Here is a 20,524-nt window from a genome sequence, read left to right as displayed (position 1 = left end):
GGTGGCTCCGCGGCGGCTACTTGGCAGCGGGCAGGTTGGGGCGTGCCTTGCGGAACACGTTCTTCAGGTGGATCTTTCCGCCGCGGAACGTGAACACGTCGATGCCGTCGCTCTCGATGCGGCCGCCGTCGGCCGCGGTGCCGGTGAAGGTCCATTGCGAGGTGCCGAAGTCGCCCTGCACGAAGTGCTTGCCGTTGGTCCACTGCGCATCGGGCACCGCCTCCCAGGCTGCGGCAAAGGCGCGGCGCACCGCTTCGGTGCCGACGTGGCGCGTGCCGCAGGCATCGGGGCCGGCGGCGGTCTGGAAGATGCAGTCGTCGGTCATGAAGGACATCAGCGCGTCGATGTCGTGGCGGTTCCAGGCGTCGCTGAACTCGGCGAGGGTGTCGGTGGTCACGGTGGATGAATCGACTGGGGATGAAGATGGCAGTGCAGTCACGCAAGGGCTCCTGAATTGAATGCTGCAAGCGTAGGCAGCACGCTCGCCGGGCGATAGGGCCAGATGGGGGAATTCGACCGAGCCAGAACGCAGCCCTTGCCCTACACTGCGGCGCCTATGGCCAACCACCGAGCGACCCAGTGGGCGCAGCTTTTCGCGTTGCCCGACCAACCCGCGCTGCCGCTGCAGGGTCGATTGCGTGCCGCCGTCGTGCAGGCGATCCTCGAAGACCACCTGAGTCCCGGCGCGTCATTGCCCTCGTCGCGCGAACTGGCCACGCTGCTCGGTTTGAGCCGCAACACGGTCACTTCGGCCTACCTGCAGCTGATCGACGAAGGCTTCCTCGAGGCGCGTCCGCGCAGCGGCGTGTTCGTGGCGCGCAATGCCCGCCCGCTGTCGGCCGCGCATGCCGAGCCGCTGGTGGGGCGCAGCGGCCAGTCGAGCCAGCCGCCCGACTGGCCGGCGCGCGTGCTGCGCTCGCTGCAGGACAAGCCCACGCTTTCCAAGCCCGACCGCTGGCGCGACTATCCGTACCCCTTCGTCTACGGCAACTACGACCCGCAGCTCTTTCCGACCGAAGACTTCCGCGAATGCTGTGCGCGCAGCCTGGCGCGCTCGCAGCTGCCGCACTGGACGCCCGACTTCGAGACCGACGACGTGCCCGAGCTGATCGAACAGATCCGCACGCGGCTGTTGCCCAAGCGCGGCGTGTTTGCCTTGAAGGAGGAGATCCTCGTCACACTCGGTGCGCAGCATGCGTACTACCTGTTGGCCGATGCGCTATTCGGCGAGCAGACGCGCGTCGGCCTCGAGGAGCCCGGCCATCCGCATGCGCGCAACAGCTTCTCGATGCGCAACCCCAAGTGGGTCGAGGTGGCGGTCGACGACGAGGGCCTGGTCGTCGATGCGCTGCCGGCGGCCGACTACCTCTTCGTGACCCCGTCGCACCAGAGCCCGACCACCGCCACGCTGAGCCTGGAGCGCAGGCAGTGGCTGCTGCGCAAGGCCGAACTGCAGGACTTCGTCATCATCGAGGACGACTACGAGGCCGAAAACCTCTATGAGGGCACGCCGATGCCCGCGCTCAAGAGCCTCGACAAGACGGGCCGGGTCATTTACGTGGGCTCGGTGTCCAAGAGCCTTTCGCCCGCGTTGCGGCTCGGCTTCATCGTGGCGCCGCGCGCGCTGATCAAGGAACTGCGGCTGATCCGCCACGCGATGGTGCGGCACCCGAGCGCGTTCCTGCAGCATGCCTATGCGCTGTTCCTTTCGCTCGGCCACCACGAGTCGCATGCGCGGCGCGTGAATGCCGCGATGCAGGATCGGCTCGCGATCGCCGCCAAGGCCCTGCGCGAGCATCTGCCGGAGTTCGATTTCACGCTGCCGCAGGGCGGGGCCTCGATCTGGGTGCGGGCGCCTGCGTGGGTGGATGCGGGGGAACTGTCGCTGATGGCGCGCAGCCATGGCGTGCTGATCGAGGCGGGGGACGTGTTCTTTGCGAAGCCGCCTTATCCGTGTCCCTTCTTCCGGCTGCGGTTGTCATCGATTGCGGCGGGACAGATTCTGGCGGGGATCCAGGCGCTGGGAGCGGCGTTCGAGGAGTTGGCGTTGGCGCGGGGGGAGGTTCGGGCGCATTGAGGCTGTTGGTTTCGTTTGTTGCCTGAGGCCGGGTTTCGCCCCGGCGGGCGACTCACTTTCTTTTGCTTCGCCAAAAGAAAGTAAGCAAAGAAAAGGCGACCCTGCTGTCTGTGTCCCTCCGCTTCGCTACGGGCAACCTGCGGTGCTCGGCTGCGGCGGGGGTCCGCAGAACTCGCTTCGCTCAAACAGCTGCGGCCCTGATCCCGCCTCCGCCTGCGCTCCTCGGCACAGCCAGAAGGGGTGGGCCCCCACGGGCCATCGCTTCGCTCGGCCCCGAATATTCACCAGAGCCTTTGCTTCGCTCGGCTGCCTTGCTCCCTCTCCCTCCGGGAGAGGGCTGGGGTGAGGGCAACTGCGGTGGACAAAGCGCGTCTCTGCCAACGCTGCCTGCCCTCACCCTGACCCTCTCCCGGAGGGAGAGGGAAAAAGAGGGAACGAGCGCACCGAGGCCGTGCGCCCCATCCCCAACGCACCAGAACGAGGGTATTTCCCAACCCCCTGGCTCCATCCTCCCCCCGATGCTGGTACTTCCTCCCGAGCGCCAACGGGTGCAAAGTCCGCCCAGCTTCACCACCATCACCCGGAGGAAAAGAAATGACCACGTCCCGCCGTCTCTCCCTGAAATGCGCAGCCACCCTCACTGCCGCTGCCATGCTGTGCGCAGGCTCCGCTTTCGCACAGAGCAAAAAGGAACTCACCTTCGCGCACCAGGACATGCTCGTGCCGCTGCGGCTCGTCATGGAATCGGGCGAGGTCGAGAAGGCCACCGGCTACAAGATCAACTGGCGGATGTTCTCGGGCGGCGGCGACGTGATCCGCGCCATGGCCTCGGGCGACGTGCAGATGGGCGAAACGGGCTCGAGCCCGCTCACCGCCGCGGCCAGCCAGGGGCAGGACATCAAGCTGTTCTGGATCTCGGCCGACATCGCCAATGCCGAGGCGCTCGTGGCGCGCAACGCATCGGGCATCAACAGCATGAAGGACCTGGCCGGCAAGAAGGTCGCCACGCCCTTCGTCTCGACCGCGCACTACCAGCTCATGGCCGGCATGAAGATGGAAGGCGTCGACGCGAGGAAGGTCAACGTCATGAACATGCGCCCGCCCGAGATCGCGGCCGCCTGGGAGCGCGGCGACATCGACGCCACCTTCATCTGGGACCCGGTGCTTTCCAAGATCCGTTCGAACGGCAAGGTCATCGCCACCTCTGGCAGCATCGGCCAGCGCGGTGCGCCGACCTTCGAGGGCATCGTGGTCAACGCCAAGTGGGCGGCCGAGAACGAGCCGTTCATGATCGCCTTCGTCAAGGCGCTGAACCGTGCGAACGAGGAGTACAAGGCCTCCGGCAAGAGCTGGACGCCCGATTCGCCGCAGACCAAGGCGATGGCCAAGTGGACCAAGGCCGACCCGAAGAACGTGGGCGCGGTGATGGCGCTCTACAGCTTCCCGACCATGGCCGAGCAGGTGTCTCCCACCTGGCTGGGCGGCGGCGCGGCCAAGGCCATGGCGGGCACGGCGGCTTTCCTGAAGGAGCAGGGCCGGGTGCAGGAAGTCAAACCCGACTACGCGGCCTTCGTAACCACCACCTACGTCGAGAAGGCGATGGCCAAGTAAGGCACCCCCCATGCCCACGCTCGACATCCGCGACCTCACGGTCAACTACGCCGTCAAGGGCGGCACGCTGCAGGCGCTGGCGCCGGTCAACCTCACCATGCGCGATGGCGACTTCGTCGTCGCACTGGGCGCCTCGGGCTGCGGCAAGACCACGCTGCTCAATTGCATCGCGGGCTTCCTGCCGCCGTCCAGTGGGCAGATCCTGCTCGATGGCCAACCCGTGGTCGGCCCTGGCGCCGACCGCGGCGTGGTGTTCCAGAAGCATGCGCTCATGCCCTGGCTCGACGTGCGCGACAACGTGGCCCTGGGCATGCGGCTCGCCGGCGTCGGCAAGGCCGAGCGCGACCGCGTCGCCGAAGAGAAACTGGCGCTGGTCGGCCTGCAGAAGTACGCCGACCGCGCCGTCTACGAACTCTCGGGCGGCATGCAGCAGCGCGTGGGCATCGCTCGCGCGCTGGCCAGCGACCCCGCCGTGCTGCTCATGGACGAACCCATGGGGGCGCTCGACGCCTTCACGCGCGAGCAGGTGCAGGAGATCCTGCTGAAGGCCTGGTCGACGTCGAACAAGATGGTGTTCTTCATCACCCACTCGGTCGAAGAAGCACTGTTCCTCGCGACGCGGCTGATCGTGATGAGCCCGAGCCCGGGGCGCATCTCGCACATCTACGACGACGTGCCGTTCTCGCGCCAGTTCCTCGCGCACGGCGATTCGCGCAAGGTCAAGTCCGAGCCCGAGTTCATCCGCATGCGCGAGGAGGTGCTCTCGATCATTCACCACCGCGAGGCCGAACATGCCTGAGGCCACCATGGCAACAACACCTTCCGCCACCGTCGTCACCCCACCCACCCGGCCCGCTGCGCCGCCGCCGGTGGCGGCCGGCACCCAGCTCAAGACCAGCGCCTTCAAGGTGCCCGGCGAGGGCTCGAGCGTGACCATCAGCGTGGTCACCGTGGCGGGGCTCATCGCGCTGTGGTTCCTCGTCACGAACATGGGCTGGGTCAAGCCGCTCTTCCTGCCGTCGCCGCAAGCCGTGTTCCAGCAGTTCCACGAATACCTCACGGGCCAGGCCAACGACAAACCGCTGTGGCAGCACTTCCTCGCGAGCATGTTCCGCGTGTTCTCGGCCTTCCTGCTGGCCTGCGTCACGGCCATTCCGGTGGGCATCGCGATGGGCATGAGCCGCGTCTGGCGCGGCATCTTCGATCCGCCGCTGGAGTTCTACCGGCCGCTGCCGCCGCTCGCGTACCTGCCGCTGATCATCATCTGGTTCGGCATCGACGAGCTGCCGAAGGTGCTGCTGATCTTCCTGAGCTGCTTCGCGCCGCTCGCGCTGGCCGCGCGCTCCGGCATGCGCAGCGCCTCGCAGGAGCAGATCAATGCGGCCTACTCGATGGGTGCCAGCTACGTGCAGGTGATCCGGCACGTGATCCTGCCGTCGGCGCTGCCGGACATCCTGGTGGGCATGCGCATCGCGATCGGCTTCGGCTGGACCACGCTGGTCGCGGCAGAGATGGTGGCCGCCAACATGGGCCTGGGCCAGATGGTGCTCAATGCGTCGAACTTCCTTCGCACCGACATCGTCATCATGGGCATCATCGTCATTGGCGTGGTGGCGTACCTCTTCGACCTGCTGATGCGCTGGCTCGAGCGACGTCTGGTGCCCTGGAAAGGGCGCATGTAGTAGGCGCCGGCCGCGGCGGCAACACCGGCTGCAGCGCCGGGATCGCCGACAGCACTGGCGCGCTGCCGGCGACGCTGCCCACGGCCGGCAGCATCGACTGTTCCAGGAAGTCGAGCATCGCGCGCATCGCCGCGCTGTTGTGGCGGCGCTGCGAATAGGCGGCGTACAGCCAGTGGTCGTGCGGCATGTGCTCGCGCAGCACCGGCACCAGCGCCCCGCGCTCCAGGTGCGACTGCGCCAGCGGCTCGGGCACATAGGCCACGCCGGCGCCGCGCAGCGCCAGTTCGATGAGCGCGAGGGCGTCGTTGGCTTCCATGCGGCTGTGCACCGGCACCTCGTAGGCCTTACCGCCGGTTTCGAACGGCAGGTGCGAGGTGGGCGCCGCCGAATAGCTCAGCACGTCGTGCCGGCCCAGGTCTTCGGGCACCTGCGGCATGCCGCGCCGGGCCCAGTAGGCGGGGCTGGCGCAGACCACCATCTCGAACTGCACCAGCCGGCGCACGATCAGGTTCATGTCGTCGATGCGCCCGCCTGTCAGGTGGATGTCGATGCCTTCCTCGATCAGGTCGACCGCGCTGTTGGTGAACACCAGGCTCACGTACACGTCCGGGTAGCGCTGGATGAATTCGGCAATCACGTCCGAGAGCCAGCCTGCGATCAGGCCGTGCGGCGCGCTCATGCGCAGCCGTCCGCGCGGATGCGCACCGTGCGCCTGCAGGTCGTTGAGCGTGTTCTCGGCCATCGCCACCAGCTCGGTGCTGCGATCGAGCAGCACCTGCCCGGCGTCGGTCAGGCTCAGCGAGCGCGTGGAGCGGTTGAGCAGGCGCACGCCGCTGCGCTGCTCCAGCTCTGCCACGTAGCGGCTCACCGTGGCTTTCGACATGCCGAGGGAAATGGCTGCGCGGGAGAAGCTGCGCCGGAACGCGACTTCGCGAAATGTCTTGATGAGATCGAGGCCGTCCATGGTGGCCGCATTGTTCCAGTTCCCGCAAAGGCCGCAGATCCGGCAGGCCCATTCCTGCGTATAGCGCGTGCCGGCACCACGCCCCGGGGCCGCGAACAAGGAGCCATGCGCATGTCGCAAACCGCTGAATTTGCCATCCGCTCGGTGGAGCAGGGCCTGGTGCCCGATCGCCTGCTGCGGCTCGGCATCCGCCGCCTGCTGAAGGCGCGGCTGGCCGAACTGCACGGCGGTGCCGCGGCACCGGCCGCCGACCTGACGCGGGAGTTCATCCGCGGCATACGCTCGGCCGAACTCGCACCCCTGCCCGAGAAGGCCAACGAACAGCATTACGAGGTTCCCGCGGGCTTTTTCGGCGTGGTGCTCGGCCGCCACCGCAAGTACAGCAGCTGTTTCTGGCCCGAAGGCGTCGAGACGCTGACGCAGGCGGAGGCCGCGGCGCTCGCGGCGACCTGTGCCCGGGCCGGGCTGTCGGACGGACAGGACGTGCTCGAGCTCGGTTGCGGCTGGGGCTCGCTGTCGCTCTGGATGGCGCAGCACTATCCGGCCAGCCGGATCACCGCGCTGTCCAACTCCCATTCGCAGCGCGCGTACATCGAGGCCGAAGCCGCGCGCCGCAACCTGCACAACCTGAGTGTGGCGACCCGTGACTTCAACGACTTCGACACGGCCGAGCGCTTCGACCGCATCGTGTCGGTCGAGATGTTCGAGCACCTGCGCAACTGGCCGCGCGCCTTTGCCAACTTGGCGCGCTGGCTGCGCGCCGATGGCCGCTTCTTCATGCACGTCTTTGCGCACCGCGGCGCGCCCTATGCCTTTGTCGAACGCGACGCGAGCGACTGGATGAGCCGCCACTTCTTCTCGGGCGGCATGATGCCGAGCGACGACCTCGCGCTGCGCTGCCAGGACGACCTGCGCCTGCTCGACCAGTGGCGCTGGGATGGCACGCACTACCAGCGCACCGCCGAGGAATGGCTGCGCAACATGGACGCGCACCGCGCCATGCTGCTGCCGCTGTTCAAGGCCACCTACGGCGACGATGCCGATGTGTGGTGGACGCGCTGGCGGCTCTTCTTCCTATCGGTGGCCGAGCTCTTCGGCTTCGACGCTGGCCAGCGCTGGTGGGTGAGCCACTATCTTTTCGAGCGGCGCGCATGACGGCCTCGGTGCAGGTGGCGAACTTCGTCGTGTTCCAGCTGGCCTGGTTCGCCGCGGTGCTCGGCGCCGCGCATGGCATGCCGCTGGCCGGTACGGCTTGCGTGGCGGCGGCCGTCGGCTGGCACTTGTGGGTTTCGGCCCGGCCCGCGCAGGAAGCGCGGCTCGTGGCACTGGCCTGCGTGGTTGGGCTGGCCGTGGAGATGGCCATCGTGCAGCAAGGCAACGTGGCCTATCCGTCCGGCCAGCCGGTGCCGCAGTTGCCGCCTTACTGGATCGTCGCGCTGTGGGGCCTGCTCGCCATCGCGCTCAACGTGACGATGCGCTGGCTGCGTCCGCGGCTTGGGCTGGCCGCGGTGCTCGGGGCCATCGTGGGGCCGCTGTCCTTCGTCTCGGGCGTGCGGCTCGGCGGCGCGCAGTTCGTGCATGCCGAGCCCGCGCTGCTGACGCTGGCGGTGGTCTGGGCGGTGCTGCTGCCGGCCCTGGTGCGGTTGTCGATGCGCTTCGACGGCGTGATGTCGGCGGAGGCGCGACATGCCTGACGTTTCCTTCGGCCTGGTCGGCGCCGCGCTCGCTGGCCTCGCGTTCACTGCCACGCTGGCCTTCGGCACCTGGCTCGCGAGCCTGGCGCGGCACGATGCAAGCCTGGTCGACCGTATCTGGTCGCTGTGCATCGCGGGGGCGGGCGCGGTGTATTTCTTCTTGCTGCCGCCGCAGGCCGGGCTGCGCGGGCTTGGCATGCTGCTGCTCGCCGCGGTATGGGCGCTGCGGCTGAGCCTGTTCATCACCTGGCGCAATTGGGGCCACGGCGAAGACCGGCGCTACCGCGAGATTCGCGCGCGCAACGAGCCGAATTTCGGGCTCAAGAGCCTGTACCTGGTGTTCGGCTTGCAGGCGGTGCTGGCGTGGACCGTCTCGGCGCCGCTGCTGGCCGGCATGCGCGGCCAGGGCGCGCTCGGTGCCCTCGATGCCGCGGGCTTCGCGCTGGCCGCCTTCGGCCTGGGCTTCGAGGCCATTGCCGATGCGCAGATGGCGCGCTTCAAGGCCGACCGCGCGAACGAGGGTCGGGTGATGGACCGCGGCCTCTGGCGCTACACGCGGCATCCCAACTACTTCGGCGAATGTTGCGTCTGGTGGGGGCTCTGGCTCGTGGCCATGGGCGGCGCGGGATGGGGTGGCGCCTGGAGCATCGTGTCGCCCGTGCTCATGACGGTGCTGCTGCTCAAGGTTTCGGGCGTGCGCCTGCTCGAGAAGGACATTGCCGAACGCCGTCCGGCCTACCGCGACTACATCGCGCGGACCAACGCGTTCTTGCCCGGACCTGTGCGAAGGGAGACACCATGACGAAAATGCAATGGGTCGCCGTGCTGGCCTGCGCGACGCTGCCCTGTGCCGTACAAGCGAACGAATGGAACTTCAGCGTCTTCCTCGACGACAAGCCGATCGGCGAGCACCGCTTCAGCGTGACGGGCCCGACCGAAGCGCGCAAGGTGCTCAGCGAGGCCGGCTTCGCCGTCAAGCTGCTGGGCCTGACCGTGTACCGCTACCGCCACCGTGCGGTCGAACAGTGGCGCGGCGACTGCCTGCGCACGCTCGATGCAAGCACCGACGACGACGGCGAGACGAGCCGGGTGCGCGCCGAGCCCGCGGGCGACGGGCTCGCCGTGACGGTTGGCACCGGCACCGCCGCGCAGACGCTGCCGGGCTGCGTCATGAGCTTTGCCTACTGGAACCCCGTCATCCAGCGCCAGGCGCGGCTGCTCAATGCGCAGAACGGCCGCTACGAGAGCGTGCAGGTCCGCCCGTTGGCAGGCGGGACGCTGGCGGTGCGCGGCCAAAGTATCGCGGCCATGCGCTGGCGCATCGACGGCGCGGCGCAGCCGATCGACGTCTGGTATTCGGCCGAGGGCGAATGGCTCGGGCTGGATTCGACGGTCGAGGGCGGGCGCAGGCTGTCGTACCGCCTGAAGTGATCTTTTGCCTTCTTGGCTTTCACACGAACAACAGGAGTTTTTCCATCATGTCCCTTCGGCAATTCGCCATCGCCTACCTCGCCGCGGCCGTGGTTTTTCTGGTGCTCGACGCCATCTGGCTGACCACGATGGCCGACCGGCTCTATCGTCCGGTGCTCGGCCACCTGATGCTCGAACGCTTCGCGCTCGCACCGGCCGTGCTTTTCTACGTGATCTACCTCGTCGGGGTGGTGGTGTTCGCGGTATCGCCCGCGCTCGCCAGCGGGCGCTGGCTCAGCGCGCTGGGCCACGGCGCGCTGCTCGGCCTCCTGGCCTATGCGACCTACGACCTGACCAACCAGGCCACGCTCAAGGATTGGTCATGGACCGTGACGATCGCCGACCTGTGCTGGGGCACCTTCGTGACCGCCGTATCGGCGGCCGCGGCCGCGAAGGCCGCGCTGACCTTCGGCGCGGCGCGCTGAGTCAGCCGGCCGCGTAGGGCGTCTCGGGCACCTGCATGTGGAAGCTGGCATTGAGCATGTTCCACGAGCGGATCGCGCAGACCGCAAAGGTGAGGTCCGCGACCTCGGCGTCGCTGAAGTGACGTCTCACGGCCTCGAAGTCGGCATCGCTGGGCGTACGCTGCGGCACCGCGTTGACGGCCTCGGCCCAGTTAAGCGCGGCGCGCTCGGCTTCGCCGAAGAACCGCTCCGCCTCGCGCCAGCCGGCCACCGCATTGATATGGCGGGGGTCCATGCCTTGCTTGACCAGGTCGGCCCAGTGCATGTCGATGCAAAAGGCGCAGCCGTTGATCTGGCTGATGCGCAGGTTGATCAGTTCTCGCAGGCGCTTGTCCAGCGTCTTGCCGGCGGCGTACGAGAACTGGGCGCCGGCGCGGGCCGCCGCAGGCGCGAGGGCGTGATAGTCGAGTCGTGCTTGAGACATGGTGAACTCCTTCGGTCTTGAGGTTGAGATATACCTCTTAGACGGGCGGGCGCTCGGCGTTGTGACAGTCGACGCAAAAAAGACGATTTTCTTCAACCGCCCCCGGTCACATCCCCACCAGCGCCCCCAGCGTGCGCGCAATCACCCCATCGAACAGCACCCGTCCACGCACCGACGCAAGGCAGATGCACTCGCTGCCGGCCTGAACCACCGGCTGGTGCTGGAAGCTCCCGTCGCCCTCGTCGAAGTCGCCGGGGCCGAACAGTGCGCGGCCGTCGTGGAAGGTGCCGTGCATCACCTGCGTGAGCTCCGAATCGCTGTGCGTGTGCAGCGGCAGGTTCTTGCCCGCGGCGATGCGCAGCAGAAAGACGTTGGCCGCGGGATCGTCGGGCAGCGTGACGCGGCTCCAGCGCATGCCCGGCCCGAGCCAGCGCCAGGGCGTGGCCGGGCAGGCGGCCAGGGCGCGCGGCCAGGCCATGCCGGGCGGCAGCACGGGCCGAGGCACCGGGGTGGGCGCCGGGCGCGGTGGTGGCGGCGGTGCATCGATGGCGGCCAGGGTGCGCGCGAGCGCATCGGGGGCCATGGCTTCGGGCGGCAACGCGTCGAGCAGCGCGCCGCCCGCGGCTTCGAGCAGGCGCATGCGTTCGCGGCAATGCGCGCAGCCTTCCAGATGGCTCGCGACGACCACCGCGTGGCCGCGCTCGAGGCTGCCGGCCGCGTGGGCAAGCAGCAGGTCGTCGGCAGGATGGTGTTGAATGGTCATGGTTCGTATCCGTCGAGCAGCCGGCGCAGATGGCGCACGGCCAGCCGGACGCGCGATTTGACTGTACCGAGCGGAAGGCCGAGCGTCTCGGCGATCTGCGAATGGGGCTGCTCCTCAAAGAAGGAAAGGCGCAGCACGTGCGCCTGCTCGGCCGGCAGTTGGGCGATCGCCTCGCGCACGCCGGCCTCGCGCTGCCGGGTCAACAGCAGGTCGTCGGGCTGGGGCAGGTCGTCGGGCGTGGCATCGCCGTCGAGTTCGTCGGCGTCGGCCGTGGGGCGATTGCCGATGCGGCGAAAATGGTCGACGCGCAGGTTGCGCGCAATGGTGAAGATCCAGGTCGAGACGTTCGCGCGGCGCGCATCGAAGCTCGGTGCCTTGCGCCAGACGCTCACCATGGCTTCCTGCGCCAGTTCTTCGGCCAGACCTTCGGTGGTGCCGAGCCGGATGAGGTACGACTTCACGCGTGGCGCGAAATGCTTGAAGAGCGCGGCAAAGGCCTGCCTGTCGCCCTGGCGCGCCACGGCTTCGGCCAGGCAGTTGAGTTCTTCGCTTGTCGGCATCGCGTCGCGGCCCTGATGCAGTGTCACCATCGACAGCCAGGGCGCTCGCGATCGGGGCCGCGCGAGGACCGGTGCCTGGGCATGTCGGACGGTGTTCATGCTGCTCCTACGCACCGCCGGCGGGATTAGATCACAGCGCATGCGGCGCACCCCCCGGGCAAATCCAAATCGGTAGCGGCTGCGTACAAGCGGCTACATGTTGTTTCCGGAGCCTCCATGACCGTTGCCGCCGCCCCCGACGCTTCCTTGCCGCCCCCTGGCACCGTGGGTGAAAGCGCGCTCGACATCGCCGTGATCGGCAGTGGCATCTCGGGCCTCGCGGCGGCCTGGCTGCTGTCGCAGCGGCACCGCGTCACCGTGTACGAGGCCGATGGCCGGCCGGGCGGCCACAGCAACACCGTGCAGGTGACGGGGCCCGGCGGCCAGGCGGTGGCGGTCGACACCGGCTTCATCGTCTACAACGAATCGGCCTATCCGAACCTCACGGCGCTCTTCGCGCACCTGGGCGTGGCGACGCAGCCGTCCGAGATGTCGTTCGCGGTGAGCCTCGACGACGGTGCGCTCGAGTATTCGGGCAGCGGGCTGCGCGGGCTGTTCGCGCAGCCCGCCAACCTCGTCAAGCCGCGCTTCTGGGCCATGCTGCGCGAGCTGGTGCGTTTCTACCGCGAGGCGCCGGCCGATGCCGCGCGGTTCGGCCTGCAGCCGCTCGACAGCTACCTCGACGCGCGCGGCTACGGCCGCGCCTTCCGCGACGACCACCTGTACCCGATGGCCGCCGCGATCTGGTCGACGCCCGCCGCACGCGTGGGCGACTACCCGACCGAAGCCTTCGTGCGCTTCTGCGAGAACCACCAACTGCTCAGCCTCGGCGAGCGGCCCGCGTGGCGCACCGTCACGGGCGGCAGCGCGCGCTATGTGGCGCGGCTGATCGAAGGCATCGGCGAGCCGCTGCGGCTCGACAGCGCCGCGGTCGAAGTGCGGCGCGACGCCAGCGGGGTGTTGGTGCGCACCGACGGAACGGCCGCCCCGCGGCGCTTCGACCAGGTGGTGATCGCCACCCATGCCGACCAGGCGCTGCGCCTGCTGCCCGACCCGAGTGCCGCCGAGACGCGGCTGCTCGGCGCCTTCGGCTACAGCCGCAACCGCGCGGTGCTGCACAGCGACCTGGCGCTGATGCCGCGGCGGCGCGCGGTCTGGTCGAGCTGGAACTACGCGGCCGACCGCCGCCGCGCCGAAGCGCCCTGCGTCACCTACTGGATGAACCGGCTGCAGGGGATTGCCGACGACACGCCGCTTTTCCTCACGCTGAACCCGGTGCGCGAGCCCGCGCCCGGTCACATGCTGCGCAGCGAGGTCTACGAGCATCCGGTGTTCGACCCGCATGCGATGCGCGCGCAGGACGAACTGTGGTCGCTGCAGGGGCAGCGCCGCACCTGGTTCTGCGGCGCCTACTTCGGTGCCGGCTTCCACGAGGACGGGCTGCAGGCCGGCCTGGCCGTGGCCGAAGCGCTTGGCGGCGTGCGCCGGCCATGGAACCTGGCCGGCGAATCGGACCGCATCCGCCTTCGGCCGCGCCAGCGCGTGGAGGCAGCCGCTTGAACGACGACGCCGCGCTCTACGTCGGCCGCGTCATGCACCAGCGGCTGCGCCCGGCGCGCCACCGCCTCGGCTACCGCGTGTTCTCGATGCTGGTGGACATCGACGCGCTGCCGGCGCTGTCGCGCAGGCTCCGGCTCTTCTCGTTCGACCGTTTCAACCTGTTCAGCCTGCATGCGCGCGACTATGGCGCGGGCGACGGCCTCGGGCTGCGCGCGCATGTCGAGCGGCAATTGCTCGCTGCGGGCCTGCGCACCGGCGGCGCCATCCGGCTGCTCAGCATGCCGCGCATCCTCGGCCATGCCTTCAATCCGCTCAGCGTGTATTTCTGCGACCACCCCGAAGGCGGCCTGCAGGCGGTGCTCTACGAGGTGAACAACACCTTCGGCCAGCGGCACAGCTACCTCATCGCGGTGGACGAGGCCGAGCGTCACGGCGAGCGCATCGCGCAGCAGTGCGCCAAGCAGTTCCACGTTTCGCCATTTCTCGACATCGACATGCACTATGCCTTCCGCGTCGAGTTGCCCGACCGGCTGCGGCCCGGGCTCGGCATCGGCATCACCGCGTCGGACGCCGAAGGTCCGCTGCTGGTCGCGCGCTTCGATGCCGAACGCCGCCCGCTCGGCGATGCGACGCTCGCGCGGGTCTTCTTCTCGCATCCGCTGCTGACGCTGAAGGTGGTGGGCGCCATCCACTGGGAAGCACTTCGGCTGTGGGTCAAGGGCGCGCGCTTTCGCAGCTGTCCGCCCGCGCCTGCGCAGCCTGTGAGCATTGTTGTTGGAACCAAGGACGCATGAACACGACCACCTCCACCCCTTCCGCGTCGAACAACCTCGAGGCCGATGTCCATTGCCCGCCCGCCGCCTGGACCCGCCGGCCGCTGCGCCGGCTGCTGGTGCGACTGCTGCGCGGCGTGCGCTGCGGCGCCATCGCCGTGGAGCTGCCGAACGGCGAACGCGTGGAAGGGCGCGGCGCGGCCGACGGCCCGCATGCGGCCATCCGCCTGCACCGCTGGCGCCCGCTCGCGCGCATGCTGCTGCGCGGCGACATGGGCCTGGCCGAGTCGTACCGCGACGGCGACTGGACGAGTCCGGACCTGACGGCGCTGCTCGAGTTCGGCATCCGCAACGAAGAAGGCTGGGGCCGTGCCTTCGAGGCCTCGCTGCCCGCGCGGTGGTTCGGCCGCGCGATGCACCGCCTGCGCGCCAACACGCGCCGTGGCAGCCGGCAGAACATCGCCTTCCACTACGACATGGGCAACGCGTTCTATGCCCAGTGGCTCGACCCCGGGATGATCTATTCGAGCGCGCTCTACGCGACCGGCGACGAAACGCTCGAAGAAGCGCAGGCGGCCAAGATCGCGCGCATCGCCGAGTTGCTCGCGCCCGCGCCGGACGACAGCGTGCTCGAGATCGGCTGCGGCTGGGGTGCGCTGGCGCTGGCGCTGGCCGGCCGCCACGGCGCGCGCGTGACCGGCCTCACGCTCTCGACCGAGCAGCTCGCGCATGCGCAGCAACGGGTCGACGAAGAGGGGCTGGCATCGCGCGTCGACCTGCGCCTGCAGGACTACCGCGATGCCGGCGGGCAGTACGACCGCATCGTGTCGATCGAGATGCTCGAGGCGGTGGGCGAACGCTACTGGCCGGTGTACTTCGACACGCTGCGCCAGCGCCTCGCGCCGGGTGGCGTGGCGGTGGTGCAGGTGATCACCATCGCCGACGAATTCTTCGAGCGCTACCGGCGCAGCCCCGACTTCATCCAGCGCTTCATCTTCCCGGGCGGCATGCTGCCGTCGGTCGGCGCGCTCGAAGCCGAGGCGGCCCGCGCCGGGCTCACGCTGGCGCGTGCCGAATCCTTCGGCGGCAGCTACGCGGCCACGCTCGCCGAGTGGCGTCACCGCTTCCTGGCGGCGTGGCCGGCGATCGAGCCGCTGGGCTTTGACGCCTCGTTCAAGCGGCTCTGGGAGTACTACCTCTGCTATTGCGAGGCGGGCTTCCTGTCGGGCCGGGTCGACGTCGGGCTGTTCACCCTCGGGCACTGCCCCGCCGAATAGCTAGCGTGCGGGTTGCACCGCCTCGGCCGGCGCTTCCTCGATGGCCGGCGAGCGTCCGATCATCCAGGCGCACGCCGCCGACACCGCGCCCGCGAACAGCACGTACATGCAGATCTGCCACGGCTGGCCACCGCCCGACTTGAGCAGCGCGGTGGCGATGATCGGCGTGATGCCCGAGGCGAAGATGCCCGAGAACTGGTAGACGAACGAGATACCCGTGTAGCGCACCTTGGCGTCGAACAGGTCGCAGAACAGCGCCGCCTCCGGCCCGTACACCGAGGCGTACAGGATGCCGAACGGCACGATGATCGCGAGCCACACCAGCAGCACGTTGCCACCACTGTTCATCATGAGCCAGAAGCCCGGGAACGCCGACACCGCGGTGATGATCGAGCCCCACATGTAGACCTTGCCGCGTCCCATCTTGTCCGAGAGCCGGCCGAAGAAGGGAATGAAGAAGATCATCACCACCGCCGCCGCCATCACGCCCAGCAGCGCGTCGGTGCGGCTGATCTTGAGCGTGCCGGTCAGGTAGTTGATCGAGAACACGCCGAAGATGTTGAAGAACACGCCGTCGATATAGCGCGCGCCCATGCCCTTGAGCACGTTGCCCGGATAGCGTCGCAGCATGTCGACGAAGGGAATGCGCAATTCGGCGTTGCGCGCCTTCACTGCGGCGAACTCCGGCGTCTCCTGCACGTGCAGCCGGATGTACATGCCCACGATCACCATCACGCCCGAGAGCAGGAAGGCGATGCGCCATCCCCACGCCATGAACTGCTCGTCGGTCAGGAGCCACGACAGCAGCGCCACCACGCCCGAAGCCATGCACAGGCCGATGGCCAGGCCGATCTGCGGCAGCGACGCGTAGAAGCCGCGCTTGCCCTTGGGCGCGTACTCGTACGCCATCAGCACCGCGCCGCCCCATTCGCCGCCCAGGCCGATGCCCTGCGCAATGCGAAGCAGCAGCAGCAGGATCGGCGCCGCGATGCCGATCTGCGCATAGGTAGGCACCAGCCCGATCAGGAAGGTGGCCACGCCCATGATCATCAGCGTGATGACCAGCATGCTCTTGCGCCCGATCTTGTCGCCGAAGTGGCCGAAGATCACGCCGCCCAGCGGCCGCGTGACGAAGCCCACGGCAAAGGTGGTGTAGGCCAGCATGGTCGACACCACCGGGTCGCTGCCCGGGAAGTAGAGCTTGCTGAATACGATGCCGGCCACCACGCCGTACAGGAAGAAGTCGTACCACTCGATGGTGGCGCCCACCAGCGCCGATATCACGACTTTGCGGATCTTTCTCTCTTCGACCGTTGCGCTCATTTGCCTGTCTCCTTTGGGTTGTCTTCGTCGCGGCCTCTCGCGGGCCGTGCGCCTTCAGCGGACTTCCAAGCTCACACCGACCGAACCTAAAGCTGAAGCGCAGTCATGGACGCCATCGCGTCCTCTCTGATCATGTCCACGGCCTTCTCGGCCATCATCACGGCGGGCGCGTTGGTGTTGCCGGACACCAGCGTCGGCATCGCCGAGCAATCGATCACGCGCAGCCCGGCCACGCCGTGCACGCGAAGGCGCGCATCGACCACGGCGAGCGGGTCGCTGCCCATGCGGCAGGTGCCGGTGGGATGGAAGATGGTGGCGCCGTTGTTGCGGCAGAACTCCAGCAGGTCGGCATCGCTCGCGGCCTCGGGGCCTGGCTTCACCTCTCGCTTCACGTAGGGCCGCATCGCGGGCGCCTCGGCAATGGCACGCGCCGCCTTCATGCCCGCGACCGTGGTGGCGCGATCGAGTTCGGTCGCCAGGTAGTTGGGCTGCATCTCGGGCGGCTCGGCCGCATCGAGCGAGCGGATGCGCACATGCCCGCGCGACTCGGGCCGCAACTGGCACACCGACATGGTGAAGCCCGAATACGGATGCACCTTGCCGCCGGCCATGTCGGCCGAGAGCGTGGCCACGTGGAACTGGATGTCGGGCGTGGCGGCCACCGGGTTGCCGCTTTCGTCCTTCAGCGCGCGCATGAAGCAGCCGCCCTGGTTGATGCCGACCGCGAGCGGCCCGGTGCGGTGCATCAACCATTCCATGCCCATGCTCGCCTGCCCGAACCAGGAGTTGAGCTGGTCGTTGGTGGTGATGGGTTTGGCGCACTCGTAGCCGAGGCGGATCTGCAGGTGGTCCTGCAGGTTCTCGCCGACGCCGGGCAGGTCGTGCACCACGGGCACGCCGAAGCGCTCGAGCAGCGCGCGCGGGCCGATGCCCGAGAGCTGCAGCAGCTGCGGCGACTGGATCGACCCGGCCGCGAGCAGCACCTCGGCGCGGCAGCGCGCGGTCTTCGTCTCGCCGCCCTGGCGGTAGGTGATGCCCACCGCACGCCGGCCGTCGAGCACCAGCCGCGTGGCCAGCGCCTCGGTCGCGATGCGCAGGTTCGGCCGGTTCTTCGCTGTCGTCAGGTAGGCCTTGGCCGTGCTGCAGCGCCAGCCCTTGTGCGTGGTGAGCTGGTAGTAGCCCGCGCCTTCCTGCGTGGCGCCATTGAAGTCTTCGGTGCGTGGCACGCCGATCTGTTCGGCGCCCTCGATGAAGGCCTCGATCAGTTCGTGCCGGGCCGCGATGTCCGATACCTTCAGCGGCCCGTCGCCGCCATGAAAGGCGCTGGCGCCGCGCTGGTTGCCTTCGGAGCGGATGAAATAGGGCAGCACGTCGTCGTAGCCCCAGCCTGGATTGCCGAGCGCGGCCCAGTGGTCGTAGTCCTCGCGCTGGCCGCGGATGTAGATCAGGCCGTTGATCGCGCTCGATCCGCCCAGCGTCTTGCCGCGCGGCCAGTAGATGCGCCGGCCGTTCATGTTCGGGTCGGGATCGGTCTCGAAGCGCCAGTTGTAGGTGGAGCTCCACATCGTCTTGCCGTAGCCGATGGGCAGGTGGATCCAGAGCGACTTGTCGGCCGGGCCGGCTTCGAGCAGCAGCACGCGCGTGGCCGGGTCTTCGCTGAGCCGGCCGGCCAGCACGCAACCCGCCGAGCCGGCACCCACCACGATGTAGTCGAACTCCTCGTCACGCATGTGTATCGCACTCCCGGGCAATGGAACAATCGCCGCAATGCGATGCATCCTAGGCTAATGTTTTTCGGAACGCAACGTTCCACTTTTAAGGTTTACCCGTATGCCACGACCCGTGCGCGCGTCCGCCGCAGTGCGTAGTTCTTCCGATTCCGCGACCCCCGAGGAGCCGTCTTCCGGCTCATCCGCCGAGCGCAGCCTGCGCCTGCTGGCGCTGCTGGCCAACCAGGGCCGGGCGCTGACCCTCGCCGAGCTCGCGGCGCAGCTCGGCCTGCCCAAAGGCACGGCGCACCGCATCTGCACCCAACTGCTGGGCACCGGCTTCCTGGCGCGCGACGTGGACGAGCGCTCGTTCATCGTCGGGCCCGCGTTGCGCCAGCTGGCGCTGGACACGCTGAACCACGGCACGGTGCGCGGCCTGCGCCACGAGGTGCTGGCCGCGCTGGTGCGCGAGGTCGGCGAGACCTGCAACCTCACCACGCTCGACGGCGCGCAGGTGCTCTACCTCGACCGGGTCGAGGCGCAATGGCCGCTGCGCCTGACGCTCGACGTCGGCTCGCACGTGCCGCTGCACTGCACCGCGAGCGGCAAGCTCTTTCTGGCGCTGATGCCCGACAAGGCGCGCGACACGATCATCGACAGCCTGCCGCTCGAACGCATGACGGCCAATACGCTCATGACGCCCGAGGCGCTGCGCGCCGAGTGCGACGAGATCGCGCGGCGCGGCCATTCGCGCGACCGCGAGGAGTTCATCGCCGGCCTCGTGGCCGTGGCCGTGCCGGTGCGCGACGCGGCGGGTGCGGTGCGCGCCGCGCTTGCGGTGCATGCGCCGACGGCGCGCATGTCGATGGCGGATGCGGTGGCGCGCATCGGTGCGCTGGAGGCGGCGGCGGGGCGCATGGCGGGGCTGCTGTAAGGTGAGTCAGGCCATCGCGAGATGGAGCAAGGGCAGTACCGATCGGCCAGCGAAGTTTTCGCCGCACACGACGAGAGAGACCGTTCGGCGACGTAGGAGCCGAAGCGGTGTGCGTGCGCCTGGCGTGCACATCATCCAAGCGGATCATGTGTGTTCCTGAGCGCGTCCTGCGCCCCGTCCCCGCGCCTCAGCGCCACTGCAGCAGCAACGACCACGGCTGCCGGCTCATGTGCCGGTCGACGCAGCCCGCGGCGGCGGGGTCGCAGTGGTCGGGCTGGTAGCTCGCATCGAGTGTTCGGGTGCCGGGTGCGAAGTCGAGCCGCCTGCGCGTGACCGACTGCAGCACGTTGCCTCCGACGGCCTCGAAGCCGCGCGCATCGACCTTGACCACCACGTCGCAGTGCATCGGAAGCGGCTCGCCGCCCGTAGGCCGCGTGGCGAGTACTTCGCCGATCTTCTCGAAGCGGTCGAGCCCGGCGCGGGCCGCGCGTGCATGGCAGACGAGGTCGCCCACGCGTGGCGGCGTGCGCATGAGGTCGCAGGCGCGCATCGCGTAGCGCGTCTCGCGGCCGGCCGCCTCGGCGGCGCCGGCCTGCCAGGCGGCGCCGGCATAGTCCACATGCGCTTCGGAGAAAACGAACTCGTCCGCGCCCAGGCCGGCCTCCCGCGCGAGCCAGCTCACGAAGGCGGCCGACCACGGCGTGTCGATGGCGGCGACGCGGTTCACTGCGGTTGTCATTGCATGCAGTTCGGCGGCATCGAGGCCCTGTTCGGGGCCCACGCCGAGGCCTTGCAGGTGCGCCGCGCTGGCCTGGTTGAGCGCTTGCAGCAGCAGCGTGCGGTCGGCCGGTCGCAGCGCGCCGAAGCGCACCAGCGACGGCAGCGCGCTGCGGCGCTCTGGCACCGCTTGCCAGTAGCCGTGCACCCGCTGCCACGGCGCGGGGCCCATGCGCAGCGGGCGCGAGGCGTCGGCCTCCGACCAGCCCGATTCGATGAGCCGGCCTTCGGCATCCATCGCCTGCGCGCCGAAGGCTGCGTGCTCGCGCTCGGCGGCGGCCGCCATGGAGAGCGCGCGCGGCGGTGGCGGAAATTGGATGGCCGTGTCGGCGCAACGGGATGCCGCGACGGCAGTGGTGACCGCCGATGCGAACAGCACCAACCCCGTGGCGGCGGCCCGTGCGGCCCGGCACGGGCGACGAA

Annotated in this window: 21 protein-coding genes; 13 read left to right on the top strand and 8 right to left on the bottom strand. The window is 68.9% G+C overall.

The features are described from left to right. Positions 1-16: 16 nt before the first annotated feature. Positions 17-439 (bottom strand): nuclear transport factor 2 family protein, encoded by a 423-nt coding sequence (locus tag AC3A6G_RS03900; protein WP_487873109.1) that lies wholly within the window; start codon positions 437-439, stop codon positions 17-19. 117 nt (positions 440-556) lie between these two features. Between AC3A6G_RS03900 and pdxR the strand changes: the two genes are divergently transcribed. The 4 genes from pdxR to AC3A6G_RS03880 all read left to right on the top strand — a co-directional run bounded on the left by pdxR (position 557) and on the right by AC3A6G_RS03880 (position 5,370). Continuing rightward, complete coding sequence (pdxR, locus tag AC3A6G_RS03895) at positions 557-2,077, top strand: MocR-like pyridoxine biosynthesis transcription factor PdxR (RefSeq protein ID WP_487873108.1); 1,521 nt, start codon at positions 557-559, stop codon at positions 2,075-2,077. 594 nt (positions 2,078-2,671) lie between these two features. Further along, entirely contained in the window at positions 2,672-3,688 is a 1,017-nt protein-coding gene (gene tauA, locus AC3A6G_RS03890; protein WP_487873107.1) for a taurine ABC transporter substrate-binding protein, read from the top strand. Between the two features lie 10 nt (positions 3,689-3,698). Beyond that, positions 3,699-4,487 carry a taurine ABC transporter ATP-binding protein gene (locus tag AC3A6G_RS03885; protein ID WP_487858315.1) on the top strand — a complete coding sequence of 263 codons (789 nt, stop codon included), beginning with the start codon at positions 3,699-3,701 and terminating at the stop codon, positions 4,485-4,487. Beyond that, complete coding sequence (locus AC3A6G_RS03880) at positions 4,480-5,370, top strand: ABC transporter permease subunit (protein WP_487858314.1); 891 nt, start codon at positions 4,480-4,482, stop codon at positions 5,368-5,370. Before AC3A6G_RS03885 ends, AC3A6G_RS03880 begins: the two co-directional genes overlap by 8 nt. Here AC3A6G_RS03880 and AC3A6G_RS03875 read toward each other — a convergent pair. Then, a complete protein-coding gene (locus AC3A6G_RS03875) occupies positions 5,288-6,334 on the bottom strand; it encodes a LysR family transcriptional regulator (RefSeq protein WP_487858313.1) in 1,047 nt (348 codons plus the stop codon). The genes AC3A6G_RS03880 and AC3A6G_RS03875 overlap by 83 nt on opposite strands. A 105-nt stretch (positions 6,335-6,439) precedes the next feature. On the opposite strand from AC3A6G_RS03875, the gene AC3A6G_RS03870 reads away from it, so the two are divergent. Genes AC3A6G_RS03870 through AC3A6G_RS03850 form a run of 5 tightly spaced genes read left to right on the top strand, consistent with a single transcriptional unit; the run spans position 6,440 to position 9,923 of the window. Continuing rightward, the gene (locus AC3A6G_RS03870) at positions 6,440-7,489 is read left to right on the top strand and encodes an SAM-dependent methyltransferase (protein WP_487873106.1); all 1,050 of its coding nucleotides are present in this window, start codon (positions 6,440-6,442) and stop codon (positions 7,487-7,489) included. Then, positions 7,486-8,028 (top strand): DUF2878 domain-containing protein, encoded by a 543-nt coding sequence (locus AC3A6G_RS03865; protein ID WP_487858311.1) that lies wholly within the window; start codon positions 7,486-7,488, stop codon positions 8,026-8,028. Before AC3A6G_RS03870 ends, AC3A6G_RS03865 begins: the two co-directional genes overlap by 4 nt. Further along, positions 8,021-8,830 carry a DUF1295 domain-containing protein gene (locus AC3A6G_RS03860; RefSeq protein ID WP_487858310.1) on the top strand — a complete coding sequence of 270 codons (810 nt, stop codon included), beginning with the start codon at positions 8,021-8,023 and terminating at the stop codon, positions 8,828-8,830. Before AC3A6G_RS03865 ends, AC3A6G_RS03860 begins: the two co-directional genes overlap by 8 nt. Then, a complete protein-coding gene (locus tag AC3A6G_RS03855; protein WP_487858309.1) occupies positions 8,827-9,459 on the top strand; it encodes a DUF6134 family protein in 633 nt (210 codons plus the stop codon). The genes AC3A6G_RS03860 and AC3A6G_RS03855 overlap by 4 nt, the downstream gene beginning before the upstream one ends. Positions 9,460-9,506: 47 nt before the next feature. Then, positions 9,507-9,923, top strand: coding sequence for a DUF2177 family protein (locus AC3A6G_RS03850; RefSeq protein ID WP_487858308.1), 417 nt, complete (start codon positions 9,507-9,509; stop codon positions 9,921-9,923). Between the two features lies 1 nt (position 9,924). On the opposite strand, the gene AC3A6G_RS03845 is transcribed toward AC3A6G_RS03850, so the two are convergent. The 3 genes from AC3A6G_RS03845 to AC3A6G_RS03835 all read right to left on the bottom strand — a co-directional run bounded on the left by AC3A6G_RS03845 (position 9,925) and on the right by AC3A6G_RS03835 (position 11,808). Then, a complete protein-coding gene (locus AC3A6G_RS03845) occupies positions 9,925-10,386 on the bottom strand; it encodes a carboxymuconolactone decarboxylase family protein (protein ID WP_487858307.1) in 462 nt (153 codons plus the stop codon). A 106-nt stretch (positions 10,387-10,492) separates the two neighbouring features. After that, positions 10,493-11,149: a ChrR family anti-sigma-E factor gene (locus AC3A6G_RS03840; RefSeq protein WP_487858306.1), complete on the bottom strand. Its 657-nt coding sequence runs from the start codon at positions 11,147-11,149 to the stop codon at positions 10,493-10,495. Next, entirely contained in the window at positions 11,146-11,808 is a 663-nt protein-coding gene (locus tag AC3A6G_RS03835; RefSeq protein WP_487858305.1) for a sigma-70 family RNA polymerase sigma factor, read from the bottom strand. Before AC3A6G_RS03835 ends, AC3A6G_RS03840 begins: the two co-directional genes overlap by 4 nt. A gap of 117 nt (positions 11,809-11,925) precedes the next feature. On the opposite strand from AC3A6G_RS03835, the gene AC3A6G_RS03830 reads away from it, so the two are divergent. The 3 genes from AC3A6G_RS03830 to AC3A6G_RS03820 are packed head-to-tail and all read left to right on the top strand — an operon-like array spanning position 11,926 to position 15,358. Beyond that, positions 11,926-13,308: an NAD(P)/FAD-dependent oxidoreductase gene (locus tag AC3A6G_RS03830; RefSeq protein ID WP_487873105.1), complete on the top strand. Its 1,383-nt coding sequence runs from the start codon at positions 11,926-11,928 to the stop codon at positions 13,306-13,308. Continuing rightward, positions 13,305-14,102, top strand: a complete 798-nt coding sequence (locus AC3A6G_RS03825; protein ID WP_487858303.1) for a DUF1365 domain-containing protein — start codon at positions 13,305-13,307, stop codon at positions 14,100-14,102. The genes AC3A6G_RS03830 and AC3A6G_RS03825 overlap by 4 nt, the downstream gene beginning before the upstream one ends. Then, the gene (locus AC3A6G_RS03820) at positions 14,099-15,358 is read left to right on the top strand and encodes a class I SAM-dependent methyltransferase (RefSeq protein ID WP_487858302.1); all 1,260 of its coding nucleotides are present in this window, start codon (positions 14,099-14,101) and stop codon (positions 15,356-15,358) included. Before AC3A6G_RS03825 ends, AC3A6G_RS03820 begins: the two co-directional genes overlap by 4 nt. On the opposite strand, the gene AC3A6G_RS03815 is transcribed toward AC3A6G_RS03820, so the two are convergent. Continuing rightward, positions 15,359-16,681, bottom strand: a complete 1,323-nt coding sequence (locus tag AC3A6G_RS03815) for an MFS transporter (protein ID WP_487858301.1) — start codon at positions 16,679-16,681, stop codon at positions 15,359-15,361. It lies immediately after the preceding gene. Between the two features lie 86 nt (positions 16,682-16,767). Then, entirely contained in the window at positions 16,768-18,411 is a 1,644-nt protein-coding gene (locus AC3A6G_RS03810; RefSeq protein ID WP_487858300.1) for a GMC family oxidoreductase, read from the bottom strand. A gap of 100 nt (positions 18,412-18,511) precedes the next feature. On the opposite strand from AC3A6G_RS03810, the gene AC3A6G_RS03805 reads away from it, so the two are divergent. After that, positions 18,512-19,324, top strand: a complete 813-nt coding sequence (locus AC3A6G_RS03805; RefSeq protein WP_487858299.1) for an IclR family transcriptional regulator — start codon at positions 18,512-18,514, stop codon at positions 19,322-19,324. 187 nt (positions 19,325-19,511) lie between these two features. Here AC3A6G_RS03805 and AC3A6G_RS03800 read toward each other — a convergent pair whose 3' ends face one another. Continuing rightward, positions 19,512-20,387, bottom strand: coding sequence for a DUF2272 domain-containing protein (locus AC3A6G_RS03800; RefSeq protein ID WP_487858298.1), 876 nt, complete (start codon positions 20,385-20,387; stop codon positions 19,512-19,514). Positions 20,388-20,524 lie beyond the last annotated feature (137 nt).

It is taken from the genome of Variovorax sp. Soil_C_26 (assembly GCF_057657075.1).
This window is presented reverse-complemented; position numbering and strand designations above follow the sequence as displayed.